15 protein-coding genes are annotated in these 16272 nt (G+C 40.7%); 9 read left to right on the top strand and 6 right to left on the bottom strand.

Translation table 11 applies throughout. From position 1 onward, the window contains the following. The 4 genes from KHS79_RS07875 to KHS79_RS07860 are packed head-to-tail and all read left to right on the top strand — an operon-like array spanning position 1 to position 5086. Entirely contained in the window at positions 1-2361 is a 2361-nt protein-coding gene (locus KHS79_RS07875) for an efflux RND transporter permease subunit (protein WP_212718141.1), read from the top strand. Then, on the top strand, positions 2345-3211 hold the full coding sequence (locus KHS79_RS07870) for an outer membrane lipoprotein-sorting protein (protein WP_212718140.1): 867 nt from the start codon (positions 2345-2347) through the stop codon (positions 3209-3211). Before KHS79_RS07875 ends, KHS79_RS07870 begins: the two co-directional genes overlap by 17 nt. A gap of 10 nt (positions 3212-3221) precedes the next feature. Next, on the top strand, positions 3222-4592 hold the full coding sequence (locus KHS79_RS07865) for a hypothetical protein (protein WP_212718139.1): 1371 nt from the start codon (positions 3222-3224) through the stop codon (positions 4590-4592). A gap of 35 nt (positions 4593-4627) precedes the next feature. Further along, the gene (locus KHS79_RS07860; protein ID WP_212718138.1) at positions 4628-5086 is read left to right on the top strand and encodes a hypothetical protein; all 459 of its coding nucleotides are present in this window, start codon (positions 4628-4630) and stop codon (positions 5084-5086) included. 17 nt (positions 5087-5103) lie between these two features. Here the strand turns inward: KHS79_RS07860 and KHS79_RS07855 are convergent, their stop codons facing one another. Together KHS79_RS07855 and KHS79_RS07850 are read right to left on the bottom strand one after the other, a co-directional pair. After that, positions 5104-5538: a SitI3 family protein gene (locus KHS79_RS07855; protein ID WP_027707302.1), complete on the bottom strand. Its 435-nt coding sequence runs from the start codon at positions 5536-5538 to the stop codon at positions 5104-5106. Positions 5539-6029: 491 nt separating this feature from the next. Continuing rightward, a complete protein-coding gene (locus tag KHS79_RS07850; protein WP_212718137.1) occupies positions 6030-6569 on the bottom strand; it encodes an RNA 2'-phosphotransferase in 540 nt (179 codons plus the stop codon). A gap of 254 nt (positions 6570-6823) precedes the next feature. On the opposite strand from KHS79_RS07850, the gene KHS79_RS07845 reads away from it, so the two are divergent. After that, positions 6824-7360, top strand: coding sequence for a hypothetical protein (locus tag KHS79_RS07845; RefSeq protein WP_212718136.1), 537 nt, complete (start codon positions 6824-6826; stop codon positions 7358-7360). 36 nt (positions 7361-7396) lie between these two features. Here the strand turns inward: KHS79_RS07845 and def are convergent, their stop codons facing one another. After that, entirely contained in the window at positions 7397-7984 is a 588-nt protein-coding gene (def, locus tag KHS79_RS07840; RefSeq protein WP_212718135.1) for a peptide deformylase, read from the bottom strand. Positions 7985-8563: 579 nt separating this feature from the next. Between def and KHS79_RS07835 the strand changes: the two genes are divergently transcribed. Beyond that, positions 8564-9982: an ABC transporter substrate-binding protein gene (locus tag KHS79_RS07835; RefSeq protein WP_212718134.1), complete on the top strand. Its 1419-nt coding sequence runs from the start codon at positions 8564-8566 to the stop codon at positions 9980-9982. Further along, a complete protein-coding gene (locus tag KHS79_RS26255; protein WP_212718133.1) occupies positions 9933-11909 on the top strand; it encodes an ATP-binding response regulator in 1977 nt (658 codons plus the stop codon). Before KHS79_RS07835 ends, KHS79_RS26255 begins: the two co-directional genes overlap by 50 nt. Positions 11910-12065: 156 nt before the next feature. On the opposite strand, the gene KHS79_RS07825 is transcribed toward KHS79_RS26255, so the two are convergent. Both KHS79_RS07825 and KHS79_RS07820 read right to left on the bottom strand, forming a co-directional pair. Beyond that, positions 12066-12485, bottom strand: coding sequence for a DUF1801 domain-containing protein (locus KHS79_RS07825; RefSeq protein ID WP_212718132.1), 420 nt, complete (start codon positions 12483-12485; stop codon positions 12066-12068). A gap of 31 nt (positions 12486-12516) precedes the next feature. Continuing rightward, positions 12517-13056, bottom strand: a complete 540-nt coding sequence (locus tag KHS79_RS07820; RefSeq protein ID WP_027707309.1) for a gamma carbonic anhydrase family protein — start codon at positions 13054-13056, stop codon at positions 12517-12519. Positions 13057-13408: 352 nt separating this feature from the next. On the opposite strand from KHS79_RS07820, the gene prlC reads away from it, so the two are divergent. Next, on the top strand, positions 13409-15457 hold the full coding sequence (prlC, locus tag KHS79_RS07815; protein WP_212718130.1) for an oligopeptidase A: 2049 nt from the start codon (positions 13409-13411) through the stop codon (positions 15455-15457). Next, positions 15447-15728, top strand: a complete 282-nt coding sequence (locus KHS79_RS07810) for a YheV family putative zinc ribbon protein (protein ID WP_027707311.1) — start codon at positions 15447-15449, stop codon at positions 15726-15728. The genes prlC and KHS79_RS07810 overlap by 11 nt, the downstream gene beginning before the upstream one ends. A gap of 48 nt (positions 15729-15776) precedes the next feature. On the opposite strand, the gene KHS79_RS07805 is transcribed toward KHS79_RS07810, so the two are convergent. Continuing rightward, a partial coding sequence (locus KHS79_RS07805) for an IS3 family transposase (protein ID WP_212718128.1) occupies positions 15777-16272 on the bottom strand: 496 nt, incomplete at its 5' end.

Below are 16272 nucleotides of genomic sequence, written 5' to 3'. Positions count from 1 at the left end.
ATGCTACAGAATATGCTTATTCGCTGGCTTGTAGGCTACCCCAAAACAGCGTTCTGTCTCTGCCTACTTTTAGTTGCAATCACCTGCAGTGGATTATCCAAACTATGGATCTCAATTGACTATCAAGTTTACTACGCTGACGATGACCCATACCGTTTGGCTCTAAAAAACTTAGAAAGTCAGTATGGTAAAACCCAAAATGCCTATCTGGTTATTCAGCATAAAGACCCCAAAGCCAATGCAGTCACCGCTGAAGCCTTACAAGCACTCCATCAGTTAACCGAGTCTGCCTGGCAAATTCCCTTTTCACAACGTGTCACTTCTGTCACCAACTACAAGTTTATTCAAGCGCAAGGGGATGATATTAGGGTTGCACCATTACTGGACAACCCATCCTCACTTTCTGCCACAGAAATAGAAACTGCCCTGCAGCGTCTCCAGCAAGAACCTGCAGTTAATCAGCTCCTACTCAGTAATGACAAAACCATGGCTGCCGTCAGTGTTGGCTTGCACTTACCCGATAACCCCATTGCTGAGACCCGCCAGGTTACTTCGTTCATTCGTAAGTTATTAGCAGATTTCGAGCAGCGCTACCCTCAGCTGCACTTCTTTGCCAGTGGTTCAGTTTTTGCGGATGAGGTTTTTGCTGTTGCCACTGAGCAGGATCTATTGACGCTTATCCCGCTAAGCTATGGGGTACTCATTATTATTCTTGTGATATTGCTGCGTAGTACACGGGCAATGCTGCTGGTGCTCAGTATAGTCACACTCTCTGTAACCATAGCGTTTGGTATCAAGGGCTGGTTTAACCCTGTTATTTCTCCTGTAACAGCATTTGCCCCCAGCATGATTATGATTATTGCTGTTGCCGACTGTATTCACTTACTAAACGGCTTTATGTATCACCGCCGGCAATCACTCAGTCATTCAGCTGCTATCATCGAAACATTACGCCTCACCAGCCGACCAGTCATCTTAACCAGTGTCACCACGATAATTGGCTTTTTAGGGATGAATTTCAGCTCTTCTCCTGCCTTTCATGACTTAGGTAATGTCGTCGCGATAGGGGTTGGTGCTGCTCTTTTATTAGCCCTAGTGATGCTGCCTGCCTGGTTGCTGATCAAACCTATTCCCGTTTCGCCAAAGCAATCGGTTGTTAGTCGCTTTATGCCTTATCTGGCAGAAAAGCTGACCCAGCACCCCTACTTTTTTTTAGCGGCAAGCCTTTTATTCTCACTCTTGCTCATCGTGGGTATAAGCCAAAATAAGATTAATGAGACCTTCATTGCTTTCTTCGATAACAGTTTTGAGTTTCGGCAAAACGCTGAAGCTATCGACCAGCACCTAACAGGTCTCCATCGTATCGACTACATTTTGCCCGCAGCGAAAGCAGAGGGCATCTTTCAGCCCAGTTATCTACAATCTCTAGCCAGTTTCAGTCACTGGCTTAGACAGCAGCCCGAAGTGGCACACGTTGAGACCTATAGCGACATCATTAAGCGTCTGAACCAAGCTCTGCATGGCGATAATCCTGCTATGTACCACATTCCCGAAAAAGCTGAGCTAATTGCTCAATATCAGCTGCTTTACGAGCTGTCCTTACCTTATGGGCATGATCTGAATAACCGAATCAGTTTCAATCATGATGCAACCCGGATGACCGTTCGGCTTTGGCTAACAGACTCCGCTGCTATTCTGGCTTTTGATCAACGAGTACAGCGCTGGCTTGCAGAACAAGCCCCTAGCATCGTAAAAGCACAACAAAACTTACCTTCAGATACCCAAGGCATTGGTATCGACATGATGTTTGCCCACATTGCCCTCAATAATATCCCAGCCATGTATTACGGCACCTTAGTGGCTCTCTTCTTGATATCTTTCATCATTATCGCTGCACTTCGCTCTCTGAAGGTTGGCAGCTTGGGTATGCTCACTAACCTGCTGCCAATTACTATGGCATTTGGTTTATGGGGCTGGTTATCTGGGCAGGTTGGGCTAAGCATCTCGGTAGTCGCCAGCCTCACATTAGGGCTAGTCGTTGATGATACGGTTCACTTATTACACCGCTATCTTCATGCTAGACGACAGCAAGGTCTCAGTCCTGCAGCTGCACTCAGCACCACACTGGCAAGCAGTGGAGTGGCAATTGTGACGACCAGCATCGTACTGGCAGCCAGCTTTGCTGTACTGGCTGCCAGCCATTACACCCCCAATGCGCAACTGGGTTTATTAACCGCCATCACAATTATCTTTGCCCTGATCATTGATCTGTTATTGCTACCTCCACTGCTGTTCCTGCTGGATCAACGAATAACGCAACCTTCAGTTATCAAGGAAGTAGAGCATGCATCTCATTCGTAAAGCCTCTTATCAACAAGCTATTTATTGGCTTACATTAAGCCTCACGGTGTTAGCCAGTAGTTTAACGGTCTCCATTAGTGCACTAGCAGCAACGGCCACCTCAGAACAAGCAACACAAGCTTTGACTGAAGCTAAACAACGTGGTTACGAAATTGCCAGACTTGCAGATATGCAGGACCTTGGTTATAGCGATATGCAAGTGAATGTGAAAATGATACTGCTGGATGCCATGGGCCGGAGGGCAGAGCGATCATTAGCCGTCAGCACACTGGAAATGACTAAAGATGGTGATCGTAGCTTAACGCTGTTTCTTTCTCCTCGTGACCAAAAGGGAACAGCGCTACTCACTCATGCTCATCCTCAAGCCAGTGATGACCAATGGCTCTACTTGCCTGCATTACGCCGGGTAAAACGCATTACTGCTCACGACCGTTCAGGGCCTTTTGTGGGGAGCGAGTTTGCCTATGAAGATATGATTCGTCAGGAGGTGGATGACTATAGCTATCGACTACTAAAGAGCGCTCAAATTGAAGGCAAGCCAGCCTGGCTTTTGGAACGTACGCCAAAAGATGCTCATTCCGGCTACAGTAAACAGCATGTCTGGCTGGATAAACAAGCCTACCGCATTTGGCGTATTGATTTTTATGATCGAAAACACTCGCTGCTGAAAACCCTTTTTTTTGAAGACTACCAGCAGTATGCCAATGCTTACTGGCGCCCTCTGCGCAGCATCATGGAAAATCACCAAACAGGAAAAAAAACGATTCTAGAGTACAGTGGCTATCACTTTAAAAATGGTCTAACCACTGCCCAATTCAGCCAGTACCAACTGCGTAATCAACCCCATTGAGCATTATAAGATGTTGAGTCGCAGTATCGTCAGCACCCAGCTATTACGTGTATTTTTAATAATACTTTGCTCTGTAGCTTGCCTAACCTCAGAAGTATCTGCTTATGAGCAAAATACACTGTGGGATCCAGAGTTAGGTGTTGAGCTAAGCTATTTTCCCGATACAGGTTATCCCGAACAGAAAAACTCAAATATCTCACTCCGCTGGCAGTTGAAAGCACAACATACCTTTACTGAGAGCACCAGCCCTCTCCGCCTTGATCTTTTCGCACGTTATGATGCTGTGGATAAGAAGCGTACACATTGGGATATCCGAGAACTAAGCTGGGATTATCAACCTTCAAATATTTGGCAACCCTCAAACCTTTGGCAACCTTCGAATCAGTCGCAGTCCGCAGACCAGTGGCTGCTCCGAGCTGGGGTGCTTCAACAGTTTTGGGGGGTGACTGAAAGCAGACACCTGTTAGCGGTGTTAAATCAAACGGATTTAATTGAAAACATTGATGGTGAAGACAAGCTGGGCCAGCCTATGCTGAATCTGGCTTACTTTTATACTACTGGGGCTATCAATGGTTATATGCTGCCAGGCTTTCGGGAAAGAACCTATCCTGGCCGAAAAGGCCGTTTACGTATGCCAGTTAAAATAGGTGATGCACGATATCAATCCGGCGCGGGTCAAAAACACATTGACTGGGCTTTGCGTTGGCAACATACCGTTGACCAGCTTGATCTTGCCCTCTTTCATTTTCATGGCACCAGCCGTGATCCCTGGTTTGCTTTGGAAACACCACAACCCACACTATCTTCGCTCTCTCACAATGACAAACATGCTTACTATTCGCCTGAGCTTCAACCCGTCTACGATATTACCGACTTAACGGGGCTGGAGGTTCAATATCTCTGGCAAAACTGGGCATTCAAACTGGAGCTACTGAGTGACTCTGGCATTGGCCCGTGGGATCGCAATACTGCTGTCACTACTGGCTTTGAGTACACTGCTGTGAATGCCTTTAATACCGGTATTGATATGGGGCTGTTAGTAGAATGGCTATTTGACGATAGAGGTGATGATGCTCCCATTGATCGGGTGCATGATGGCTGGTTCTTGGGTACCCGCTGGACCATGAATAACTTTGCCAGCACACAGGCTTTACTCGGGGTGATTATTGATGAAAACAGCAAAAACTGGAGCCTGGAAGTTGAGCACAGGCTTGCCCCAAACATGCTACTTACCATAGAAAGCCGTTGGTTTTCTCACCAACAACATATGCCACAAAGTGGCTGGGACTGGCTTAACACATTAAATCAGGATCCTAGTCACAAACTTTCATTTTTACAACAGGAGGACTATTTAAGAGCAGAAATTAGCTGGTATTTTTAAGCAGGGACTCAACCAGTTAATGGACAACAAGCATCATGAAAATAAATTTAGTGAAGCCCTGTGACGTAAAACTAGACATCACCAAGCCAGGTCTCACCAAAGCAGATCTCACCCAAGAAAGTAATGAAAGTGCAGTTAAACTTGGCAGAATAAACGCTGGAACAGTTAACAAACTAAAGGTAGGGCTGTCCGCTTATATTTCTGGGGCACTTCAACGCTTGATACTTGCTATCAGTTGCTGCCTGTTTGTAATGGTACTGGGTACGTTCTTGTTATTAGCCAAAGCAGCACAAAGCCAAGGGATCTGGATTGAGCTCACTCCAGATATTATGACAAACCTTGTAACCTACATGATCAAGTGTGCAACCGTTGGCTCATTGATATGCATACTACCCATTAAACGAGGGATAATCTTTATCCCCCTATCTTTACTGGGCACCTTATTAGTTTTAATCAACTGGCATCAGCCTATTGCTAATGTACTTGTATTTTAAACGAGTGAGGGTATTTATCAGGCAGCTCTTGTATCTTGCGTAAGCGCATTTAACAGTGACTCAGACCAGCACTCATCTTTTGATGTAAGGTTAATTTCGCCATTGCGTCTAATTAGCATATCAGCATCAAAGTCATGAATTAGGACTGCATCTCCCTCAAAATGGTTAAGTATTTGCTTGATGAGATATACGGCGATAATGGCAGCTTCATCTAGCTTGTCCACTTTTGGATAAAAAATAATCTGGATATCAGGTAAAAAACCATAATCGTCCTTAATCATACTGGCCCATGAGTCTTCCTCACCCATGAATTCATCTTCACTCTTATGTTCTACTGCAAATGAAATAAGCTCCCTCTTATCTTGTGATAACTTCAAGTAATGTTCATCAATCAGCTGGTTGATCGCTTCCTTTCCTGCTCCCTTAATAAAGAAATCAAAAGAAGGTGTCATGGACTTCCCCCTTAGCTTACTTATTTGACTGAAGGATTAATTAAAGCCTGTTAAGAATCACGTCTTTCAATACAAGTCAAAGCCAACAAATGATTCTTAAAAGCAACATTCGTGTCCAGCAATGAGCTGATAATATTTTAAGCCACCTTACTCTTTAGAGACTGCTTTTTTTATAAAAGTTAAACCTTGATTCCCAAAAGCGCAAATTGGCACTCAATAAAACAGTATATTAATAATCACTAATATCACACTCAAGCAGGAAAAGTTTCAACACAAGGTCAGTAAGCAGGATAAAACAAGGGTATATAGCAAATTTGTATATTAAGGGTCACCAGGCTAAGCATTTATAATTACTAATTTACTTGCTGTCACTCAGTTGGTATTTAGGTTATGTCAGTATTTTAAATAAAAGATGCGAAAAATGATGAGTATTTTGTCCTTCACTAGACAGTTCGGAGCAAACCCATAGCTTTATAATTTACAGTCTAGACCTATTCACTAATTTTTAAATAAGCAGGAAGCACTTCATCAACTAACCATACATTATTTGTCGTTTTAAAAAAGTCAAATCCATCTTTAACCATAGCCTGACTATCAATGCACAAAATAACAGGCTTACCATACCGGCTACCTACAGCCTTAGCGACCGCTAGCGATTCAGTTAAATGCACATGATGTCGCTGTTGCTTCGTAATCCCTTTTTCCAAAATACTTTCTAAAAAACGAGAAGCGGTACCATGGTACAAATGAGCAGGCGGTTCAGTTGGCGCTAAGTTTAAGTCTATAGTTATTGAGTGGCCTTGATTCGCTTTGATTTTAGTGCCTGTATCACTAATACTAAAACGCTGCTTATCATTTGTCTCGACTACAATTTCTATAATCTCTCGACTCAATTTAATATCTGTTGTAAGTTCAATTAACTCATCAATTGAAGCCCAACCTTGGTTATCTAGCTTAAGACCGATTGAGTCAGGCTTATGGCGTAATAAAAAACTCAAATATTTTGATATCTTTTTCAGCTGTTGATCCATAGGAAGCTCTTTTTTAAGGGACTCGTGATAAGTTTTGAACAAATGGCCTAATAACGTCATAAGAGTTACATATAGATACAAACATAAGCAATGCTTGTGATGAACCTGTCAGTTGTTTTTTCACAAATACTGTTTGGCACGAATAGATAGTAATACTTCTCCAAATAAGGCAAAATCAAATTTAAAATACCACCCATGTTTAAACAACCCATGTTATGTTTAGTTCAGATAATATACAAAAGTTTTTAGCAAGCATGCGGCAACTTTTTAAGCTTCCAACAGCTCGTCGTATGCAGAGCAATCTAAAGTCAAAAGATGGTAAATATGACTTGAGTGAAGCTTCGGGCAAAACTACAAGCCCTACACAGGATGAAATAGCACAGAGTCAGTCTAAGGCAGAAAGCCAACATGTGTCTTCTAAGCATAATGATCAAAAGACAAATCCAGACTTTATTCAGATTGAAGATGAGTTCATTATAAGGACGTTATGGGAAGTAAAGGCTGAAAAGTATGGTTTACACGGCTTGTTTCTCAACACATACCAGGCGTTAGAAGAGATGCTGCCAAATGTTGATAAATCAACTCCTATTTTTATCGACATACAGCTACCAAACAGCACAAAGGACGGGTTTGAGATTGCAAGTGCCTTGCACTGTCAAGGGTACACAGCACTGTATTTATCCACAGGCAGCCTTGCTTCGGAGATTCAAGAAACACCTTGGATAAAAGAAACTGTTGGCAAGGACTTCCCTACTCATATCCTTGTAAAAAATACCAAGCCAACTACGTAAAAACTACCTAACAATTATTGTACATCAATAATCGTATTACTTTTTCTCTGCCTTCATTTTCATATATTCCTCTACTGATAATAAAGGTTGGTCTAATTTCTTATCAATAAATAATATACCATTCAGGTGATCAATCTCATGCTGAAAAACCCTGGCTATGATGCCTGAAAGCGTCTCTTCTTGTGCTTCGCCTGTCTCATCAAGATAGCGAACTGTAATTTCTGATGGCCTTTCAACCAGCCCTACACCATCGGGAACAGATAAGCAGCCCTCATAGTCTTTACTTAATGTTTCACTTACCCAAGTCAACCTGGGATTAAAATACGCCTGTACTGGGTTATCAGGCTTATCTGTTCTAACGATAATGATGGCCTGTTGATTGATACCTATTTGGGGTGCCGCTATACCTATACCACCAGACTCTTCCAAGATACGCTTCATTTTACCCACAAGGTCAGTGGGGATAGACTCTGGATGAATTGGCTGATTTACATTACGTAAAGTCTTATTTTGAGCAACTGATCTGGAGTGGGTAAACAGCTCAGGATGGTTAAACAAGGGTTTGCTGCTTTGACTCGTTTCATGACTGCTTTCACTACCATGCTTAATACATCCTTGACTCATAACACACAACCCTATTATCAGCATTCTTGCCAATTTACAGATAGACATAGCAAAAGATTTTCTACGACAACTGACTTTAATTGACACAGTATAAAAAACAAAATATAGTCGTGTAAAGTTTTTAGCTTCACTTTTATTACCTGATATGCATGTCTACGTCTATTAGCAAATTGTTTTTAGCTAGTACATTACTATTGGCGTATGGCTACTTACAATAGTATTTATATCAATCCAAGATGACTGGTTTTCAGGGACATTATCAGATCATATGCTTAGGCTATATCCCTAGCAGCAAGTTAACAGGTAACTTTCAACAGCCCTTCCTTGAAAATCAATCTGTAAGGATACCTGCATCCCCAGGTAAACGAAATACACATAAATAAACCATTACCCATAATTTGTGCCCCTCAGCTAAAGTACAGTAATAGCTAAAGCACACAACCTTGATGACCATTATATTTCTTTATAAAAATGAATATTGGACGATTCATAATAATATGTTTGCTTGCCGTAAAAAGCTATGCCTCCACAAACTATTACCCTGAAGGCTCTACAAATACACAAGGTATGTACTCCCCCATGAAAATGGTTTTTTATCAGCTTCCCCAGTCTCTTAACCCAACTCACTGCTGGTTGGTCGAACATTTACTTATTGTTCAAGCGATTAGCCAATCGCTCATTCGTATCGATGAGAAAGGTCGTTTTCAAGGTGACCTTGCAACAAGATGGCATATAGAAGATGGTAAAAAATATACCTTTTACCTGGATAAAAACGCAACCTTTCATGATGGAACACCTCTAACTGCCAAAGATGTCGCCCTGAGTATATCTCAACATTTTTACCCAAACACAAAGTCAATTGTAAAACGCTATCTAAAAGAAGCATTTGGCGATGCGCCACTATTTAATAATAACATCTTAAGCAACTTAAAAATAATCGATAAAAATACATTACAAGTTAACCTGGAAAACCCATTCCCGCCATTTTTAAAGGTTCTGGCGATGGGTAATTTTTCAGTGTACAAAACTGTAAATGACAAATTAGTGTTTTCAGGTCCAATGATTCCAGCCCCCTACACAGATAAAGAAACAAATTTGAGTGGCTGGGAGCTAACCCACAGAGACAGCAAGGAAAAAAATAAAATTTTAGTATTACACAGTAGCAGTTTTCAGCAAACTTACTCTTTACTAAAAAGTAACAAAATTCAACTTATGCTAGGTTTTTCAGTGAGTGATGTTTTGGATGAAAACTTAAGTAATGGGCTAAGAATCAGTAAAATTAATAGTTTAGCTACGTCACACATGTATTACAATACGACGCAAACTCTCTTTACAAACAAAGCATTTCGTGAAGATTTTGGGCGTTTTATTCAAGGTGAAGCTAAAAAACACAGTAATATGCTCACCAAGTTTAGCCCCTATTTTCTTCCAAAGGGTGTTCTTTCCTATAACTATTACAATTCTCACCAATATACTTCCATCGATAAAACTCAACTGTTAAAAAAATGGGGTAGCCAGATTACAGGAAAACGTATCAAAATTGTATTAATGAAAAGAGCTTTTTCCAGTGAGTTTGTATCCTCTCTAAAAAATGAGCTTGAAAGCATAGGTTTAAGTATTGATTTGGTGTTATGTAACGACCAAGAGCTCATGCATTACCTTAAAAACCCAGATTACGATATTATCGGTGGTCGATTTATGGCAGGCTTCTCTGATCCAGAGGGCTTCTTAAACTCAATCTCTGAAGAGTCCCCCTTACGTTATGGTGTTTATAGCACTAAATGGATATCTGATGAAATCGATAGTAAAAGACCCTTCAACTCAAGCCAAGAGCGAACAGAAGCCTATGACTCTGTTATTTCAAAATATGAAGAAAGCTGGGGTTCAATTCCTCTATTTAGATTTTACGTACCTATTATTCATGCCAAGGATATAAAACTACCCAATAGTGAATTCAGATTTGTTGCTGAAATCTGGAAAATATCACATGACAAATAAACCGAAGAACAAAAGTAAGAAGATACCATTTTATATTTTTATCTCTATAATGGTATCGCTTGTCAATATTACTTCTTTTTTACTATTTCTAAACTGGGGGCAACCCCGTTTAGAGACGGCAGTAGAGTCAACTCTTAAAACCAGAAATAAAAATGCATTAGATTTTTTCGCCAACAATATTAGAAATGATGTGCTATCTGGGAATGAAGAAGGGGTAAATCAAAAATGTCACTCCTTTTTACTTTATGACGAATCTATTACCAAAATCAATATATTATCAACAGATGGAAGGCAGCTCTGCAACCTAAGCAAAAGCCTTCAATCGAACAGCATGACAATCACCAGCAGAATTTTCTTCAATGAAAGTACACCATCCTCTGAAACTATAGCTGCAACTATTTCAGTAGCTTTTTCAAGCGATATTGTTAAAGACATTTATGACGAGTATACCAGCACTATTCGAAATTCTTTATTTTTCAGCATTACCATTAGTACTTTTTTCCTAATCGTTGTTTCCTGTTTATCTTTTAATCCTATTAATAAACTTTCTGCCGTATTTACCCACTCTGATCTATCTACGCTTTCAGATCAATCGATAATACCCAACTTACCAAACAGCTGGTTTAGGAAAATTATCAAAGAAGTCAGTATACTTTACGAAGGAAGTGAAATATTAATACGCCGAATGCTTGAGTATCAAAAAGAAGTTGTTAAAGCAGCACAATACAAGGCTGTCGCAAGAACCAGCCAAATATTAGCTCATGATATTCGTAAACCATTTTCAATGCTGCAAGGCACACTGGATATAATTGATACTCTTGAAGATCCCTGGCAGGCAAAAACAATAGCAAACAAAGCTATACCTGATATCAGGAGAGCTATAGCTTCGGTTAATGGCATGATTCAAGATGTAATGGAAGTTGGTGCAGACTCAAGTTTAACCACTGAGGAGTCTAGCTTAAGAGCACTTATTGAAAATGCACTTATTGAAAACTTAAGGTATAACGAACACGCAAATATACAAATTTATTATCAACTCAATCATACAAGTAAGTTAAAAATTGATACGTTAAAAGTGCACCGGTTATTTTCAAATATCATTGGTAATGCAATTCAAGCAATGAATAATGAAGGAAAGCTTTGGTTTCACTCTGAGCAAACCCATAAATTTATAAAAATAACGATTGGCAATAATAACAGTTACATATCGGAAGAAGACCGATACCGTCTATTTGATGCTTTTTTTACTAAAGGCAAGAAAGGGGGAACAGGTTTGGGGTTAGCCATCGCTAAAAAAATTGTGGAAGATCATGGTGGTAATATTCTTTGCCTTTCAACCCCCAATATTGGCACAGAGTTTATTTTCACACTTCCTATTGGTGAAAACCATGAGCTTGATATTAAGCACTGCTTACCCGTATCTGCCAATAAAATAAGGCAAACCCGACATAACTCCAGCACTTACAAACACCCCCTAGACAATAGTGGCGAAGAATATACCCTTGAACAAAGCATCATTAACTCACCAATAGAACGTAAAATAAAAATCCTAGTAACAGATGATGAACCTCTTTACAGAAATATAATTCGTAAACACTTTTCTGAAAACACATTGCTGGCGAATAAAATTGAGCTATGTTTTGCTTCCTCATGCCAAGAATCTGTAGCACTTGATAAACAAAACAAGTTCCATATTATTATCATGGATATAGATCTCGGTGAAGAGAGTTTAGATGGTTTTGATACGGTTACAAACCTAAGGTCAGAAGGCTCAACAGCAAAAATTATTATCCATTCCAACCGTGTTACACTTGATTACACTAACAATGTTCATGCTGTAGGCGCTCAAGGTTTTTTACCTAAGCCTCTTTTAAAAGTACACCTTTTGAAAATAATTGATTCACTTATAAAAGAGAATGCCGTGTAATATATACCCAATACGAATGGTTTTTAGGTGCTGCCATCGAGTGACGAAGTCCCATGAGCCTATATTACCCATGAGCTTATATTAATAGCTGATTGGGGTGAGGAGTGAAGATAACAAAACCTAGAAATCATTCGTGAAGGGTATAGCCACCTGTGTTTAGCCACCCAGCATTGGTAAATGCTTTATACGATGATACCTTAAGGCCATTGAAATACAGTGTTTTAATGGGGCAATGGGAACCGAGTCTTTGATGTTAAACATAATGGCTCGGTTCCCTTCAAAATGAAATATATCCTGATAAAGAACCTTAAAAGTACTTATCAATGTTGTTTTACAATTAAAATATACAACACAGTAATCTGGATTTTTTTCCTTCCAATCAATTCGAATCGTGCTACCACCTTTTACCAAGTAACTTGGCTCACCCCATTTAAGACTTTCTTCAATAGTGATACTAACATCTAACTCATTGGCCGCCTCAAAGATCAAACTACGCAAATAAAGCAACTTCTGCCGGATGTCAGGAGGATATGAATTAAACTTAGCTGATACCTGCGCGCTTGATATTGTATTCACTTGAAGCTAACGCCATTCTGGCAATATAAATTTACGATGATAAATATTGATTTTTTAATTTTACATAATTATCTGCACTGTAACGAAAGTATTCCATTTCCATGTCAGTCAGCTCTCTTACAGGGCGTGCAGGTGTGCCTACATATAAGTATCCACTGTTTAATCTTTTACCAGGAGGAACAACACTACCAGCACCAACAACTACATGAGAACAGACATGTGCGCCATCCATAATGGTTGCACCCATGCCAATCAATACCTGATCATCAATGGTACAGCCATGCAAGATGGCTTTATGCCCAACCGTTACCTCGTTACCAATCTGCAAAGGATACCCCTCTGGGTTGTATGAACTGGCATGGGTTATATGTAACACAGAACCATCTTGAATACTGGTTCGATCTCCGATACGAATCCAGTTCATATCCCCCCGAATCACAGTCGCAGGCCATATAGAGCAATCTTCACCAATGACCACATCCCCAATCACTACAGCAGCTGGATCAACATAAGCACTATCAGCAACAACAGGGGATTTATCTTGAAATGAACGTAATGGTGAATAACTCATATTGCAGGTTCCACTAAAATCAGGATGGGAGCACTCTTGCCCACAGTTCATGATATTTTTAACTGTGAACAAAACCGATATTTTAGCAACCTACAACCTTTTCAACAATCAATACACTTGCAATAGAATACCTTCTGTCAACCTCTCAATGACTGAGGCCTGTTAACAGCTTCCCGTTTAGCGATGCCCTTTAATACCTGATATTCTTGAAAAACGGCTGTTTCACCCCAATCTCTAAATACAACAGAAAGCTTCGCAAGCAGTCTATAATAATCTCCAACTTGGCATATTGTGATGCTACCTAACTATATCCACAAAGATGGGTATGGAATTCCAAAGGATCGATTTTTTTATGACATCACCAAACAACCCCCTTTTAACTGATTATGAACTTCCGCCCTTTTCCTTAATTAAGCCTGAGCATGTCGAGCCAGCTATCAGCCTGCTTATTGAGGAATGTAAAAGCCATATCGACACAACACTTGCAGAAGTCAGCCACTTTACCTGGGAAAACCTGGTTGAACCGCTGGAAATCATGGGCAATAAATTATCCAAAGCCTGGTCACCCGTTAGTCACTTAAACTCCGTTTTGAACAGTGATGAACTAAGACAAGCGTACAATGCCTGCCTGCCCAAACTATCCGAATATGGCACTTGGCTAGGACAACATAAGAAGCTTTATACTGCCTATAAAGATATTGCTGACTCTCCTGAATACTCATCGCTGGATAAAGCCCAAAAAAAAGTCATAAAAAATGCCTTGCGTGACTTTCATTTATCAGGTGTCGATTTAGAAGGTGAAAAAAAGCAGCGGTATGGTGAAATTCGTCAACGAATGTCAGAGCTTACTAGCAAATACGCCGAAAATGTCTTGGATGCTACACAAGCATGGAGCAAATTACTTAAAGATAAAGAAGCGCTGGCAGGTCTGCCAGATAGCGCATTAGAACAAGCTGCTGCATTGGCTGAAGCTAAAGGGGAAACAGGGTACCTGTTAACGCTTGACTTCCCCTCATATTTGCCAGTAATGACTTACGCTAAAGACCGTACATTACGACAGGAAATGTACACTGCATACAGTACTAGAGCATCTGATCAAGGTCCTAATGCTGGCGAGTTTGATAACAGTCCACTGATGAACGAAATTTTATCGCTTCGTCAGGAATTAGCAGAGTTACTAGGCTTTAAAAACTACGCTGAGTATTCACTTGCCACTAAGATGGCAGAATCAACTGAGCAAGTGACTTCATTTCTTCATGATCTTGCCAAGCGGAGTCGACCTCAGGCACAGCGTGAATTCTCTGAGTTACAACACTTTGCGCACTCACTTGATAAAATTGAACAGCTGGCAGCATGGGATGTTGCTTACTATGCTGAGCAACTTAAACATGAGCGTTATGAAATAAACCAAGAATTATTACGCCCCTACTTTCCTGTAGAAAAAGTCATCAATGGTATGTTCAGTGTTGTACAACAACTGTTTGATATTTCCATTGAAATAACCTCCGACGTTGATACCTGGCATCCCGATGTCCGTTTTTATCAAATTAAACGTGGGCAAACCTTAATAGGACAATTTTATTTAGACCTGTTTGCCCGTGCTAATAAGCGCGGTGGCGCTTGGATGGATGAATGCCGTGTCCGCATTAAACAGGCAGAACACCTTCAGTTACCTGTGGCTTATCTGGTCTGCAACTTTACCCCTCCTGTTGGCGACAAACCATCACTGTTAACTCATGACGAAGTAACGACACTATTCCATGAGTTTGGCCATGGGCTGCATCATATGCTGACCAAAATTGATTACTCTGACGTGTCAGGAATCAATGGCGTCGCCTGGGATGCAGTGGAACTTCCCAGTCAGTTTTTAGAGAACTGGTGTTGGGAGCCAGAAGCACTACAAATAATATCAGGTCACTATCAAACGGGTGAAACCTTACCTCAAGACATGTTAGAGCGTATGTTGGCTGCGAAAAACTTTCAGTCAGCGATGTTTATGGTTCGTCAATTAGAGTTTTCACTTTTTGATTTTCTCTTACATAAAGACTACACACCCAATATCAATATACAACAGGTGTTAGACCAAGTAAGAGAAGAAGTGGCGGTTGTACCAGCCCCAACATTTAACCGCTTTCAACATGGATTTAGTCATATTTTTGCAGGTGGCTACGCGGCAGGTTACTACAGTTACAAATGGGCAGAAGTTTTATCTGCGGATGCTTTTTCGCGTTTTGAAGAAGAAGGGATTTTCAATAAAGAAACAGGTAAATGTTTCCTTGAATCTATTTTAGAACGTGGTGGTTCAGAAGAACCCATGGACCTCTTCAAACGCTTCAGAGGCAGAGAGCCCGACATAACACCATTACTCAGACACAGTGGGATTATTGCTGATGTCGCATAATATCAAGAAACGTTTTATTGCTGGCGCGGTTTGTCCGCGCTGTGCAGAAATGGATCGAATCGTTGTATTCGAGCAAGAAGGCCAACAACGACGAGAATGTGTGGCCTGTGGATATTCTGATATCCTTATCATCAAGCCTGACCAAGTAGAAATACCCACCCGAGTCACTCCTGAGGATAAAAAGAAAGAAGATGTCCCTCCTCAACCTATTAAATTCTTCCCAAATCCTCGGCTAAAAAAACAGTCAGAAAAAAACAATAAAACTGACTAATTCATACTGAGTTTACCACCAGTAATACTATGGTACGGCCTGACTTTTCTAGACAGTTTCTAGGTTTTGAAAATACGCTGCTTCAGCGTTTGCTGGTGAGCACCTGTCATTGTGTGTGTGACGCCGTATTGGATTATAAAACATTTCAATATAATGGAATATTATCTGCCTAGCTTCGTCTCTTGTCTTAAATCCTTTTTTCGGTACGCATTCTTTTTTCAAGTTACTGAAAAAACTTTCAGCGACAGCATTATCCCAACAATTACCTCGCCTACTCATACTTGGCTCAAAATTTAAATCTTTTAACAGGCTACGAAAATTCGCACTCGTATATTGCGATCCTTGATCTGAGTGAAACATCACTGTACTTTGGGGTTTCCTGCGCCAATAGGCTGCGCTTAGCGCGTTCATTACCAGCTCTTCGTTAATCCGCACACTCATCGACCAGCCCACTACATTGCGCACGAACAGGTCGATGACCACGGCTAAATACAAGAAGCCCTCACCTGTTTTGACATAGGTAATATCAGAAACCCAGCATTGG

The sequence above is a fragment of the Zooshikella ganghwensis genome (genome assembly GCF_018263875.1).
GTDB classification, from domain to species: Bacteria; Pseudomonadota; Gammaproteobacteria; order Pseudomonadales; family Zooshikellaceae; genus Zooshikella; species Zooshikella ganghwensis.
The sequence above is the reverse complement of the archived record's forward strand: the minus strand, read 5'-3'. Positions and strand labels throughout refer to the sequence as shown.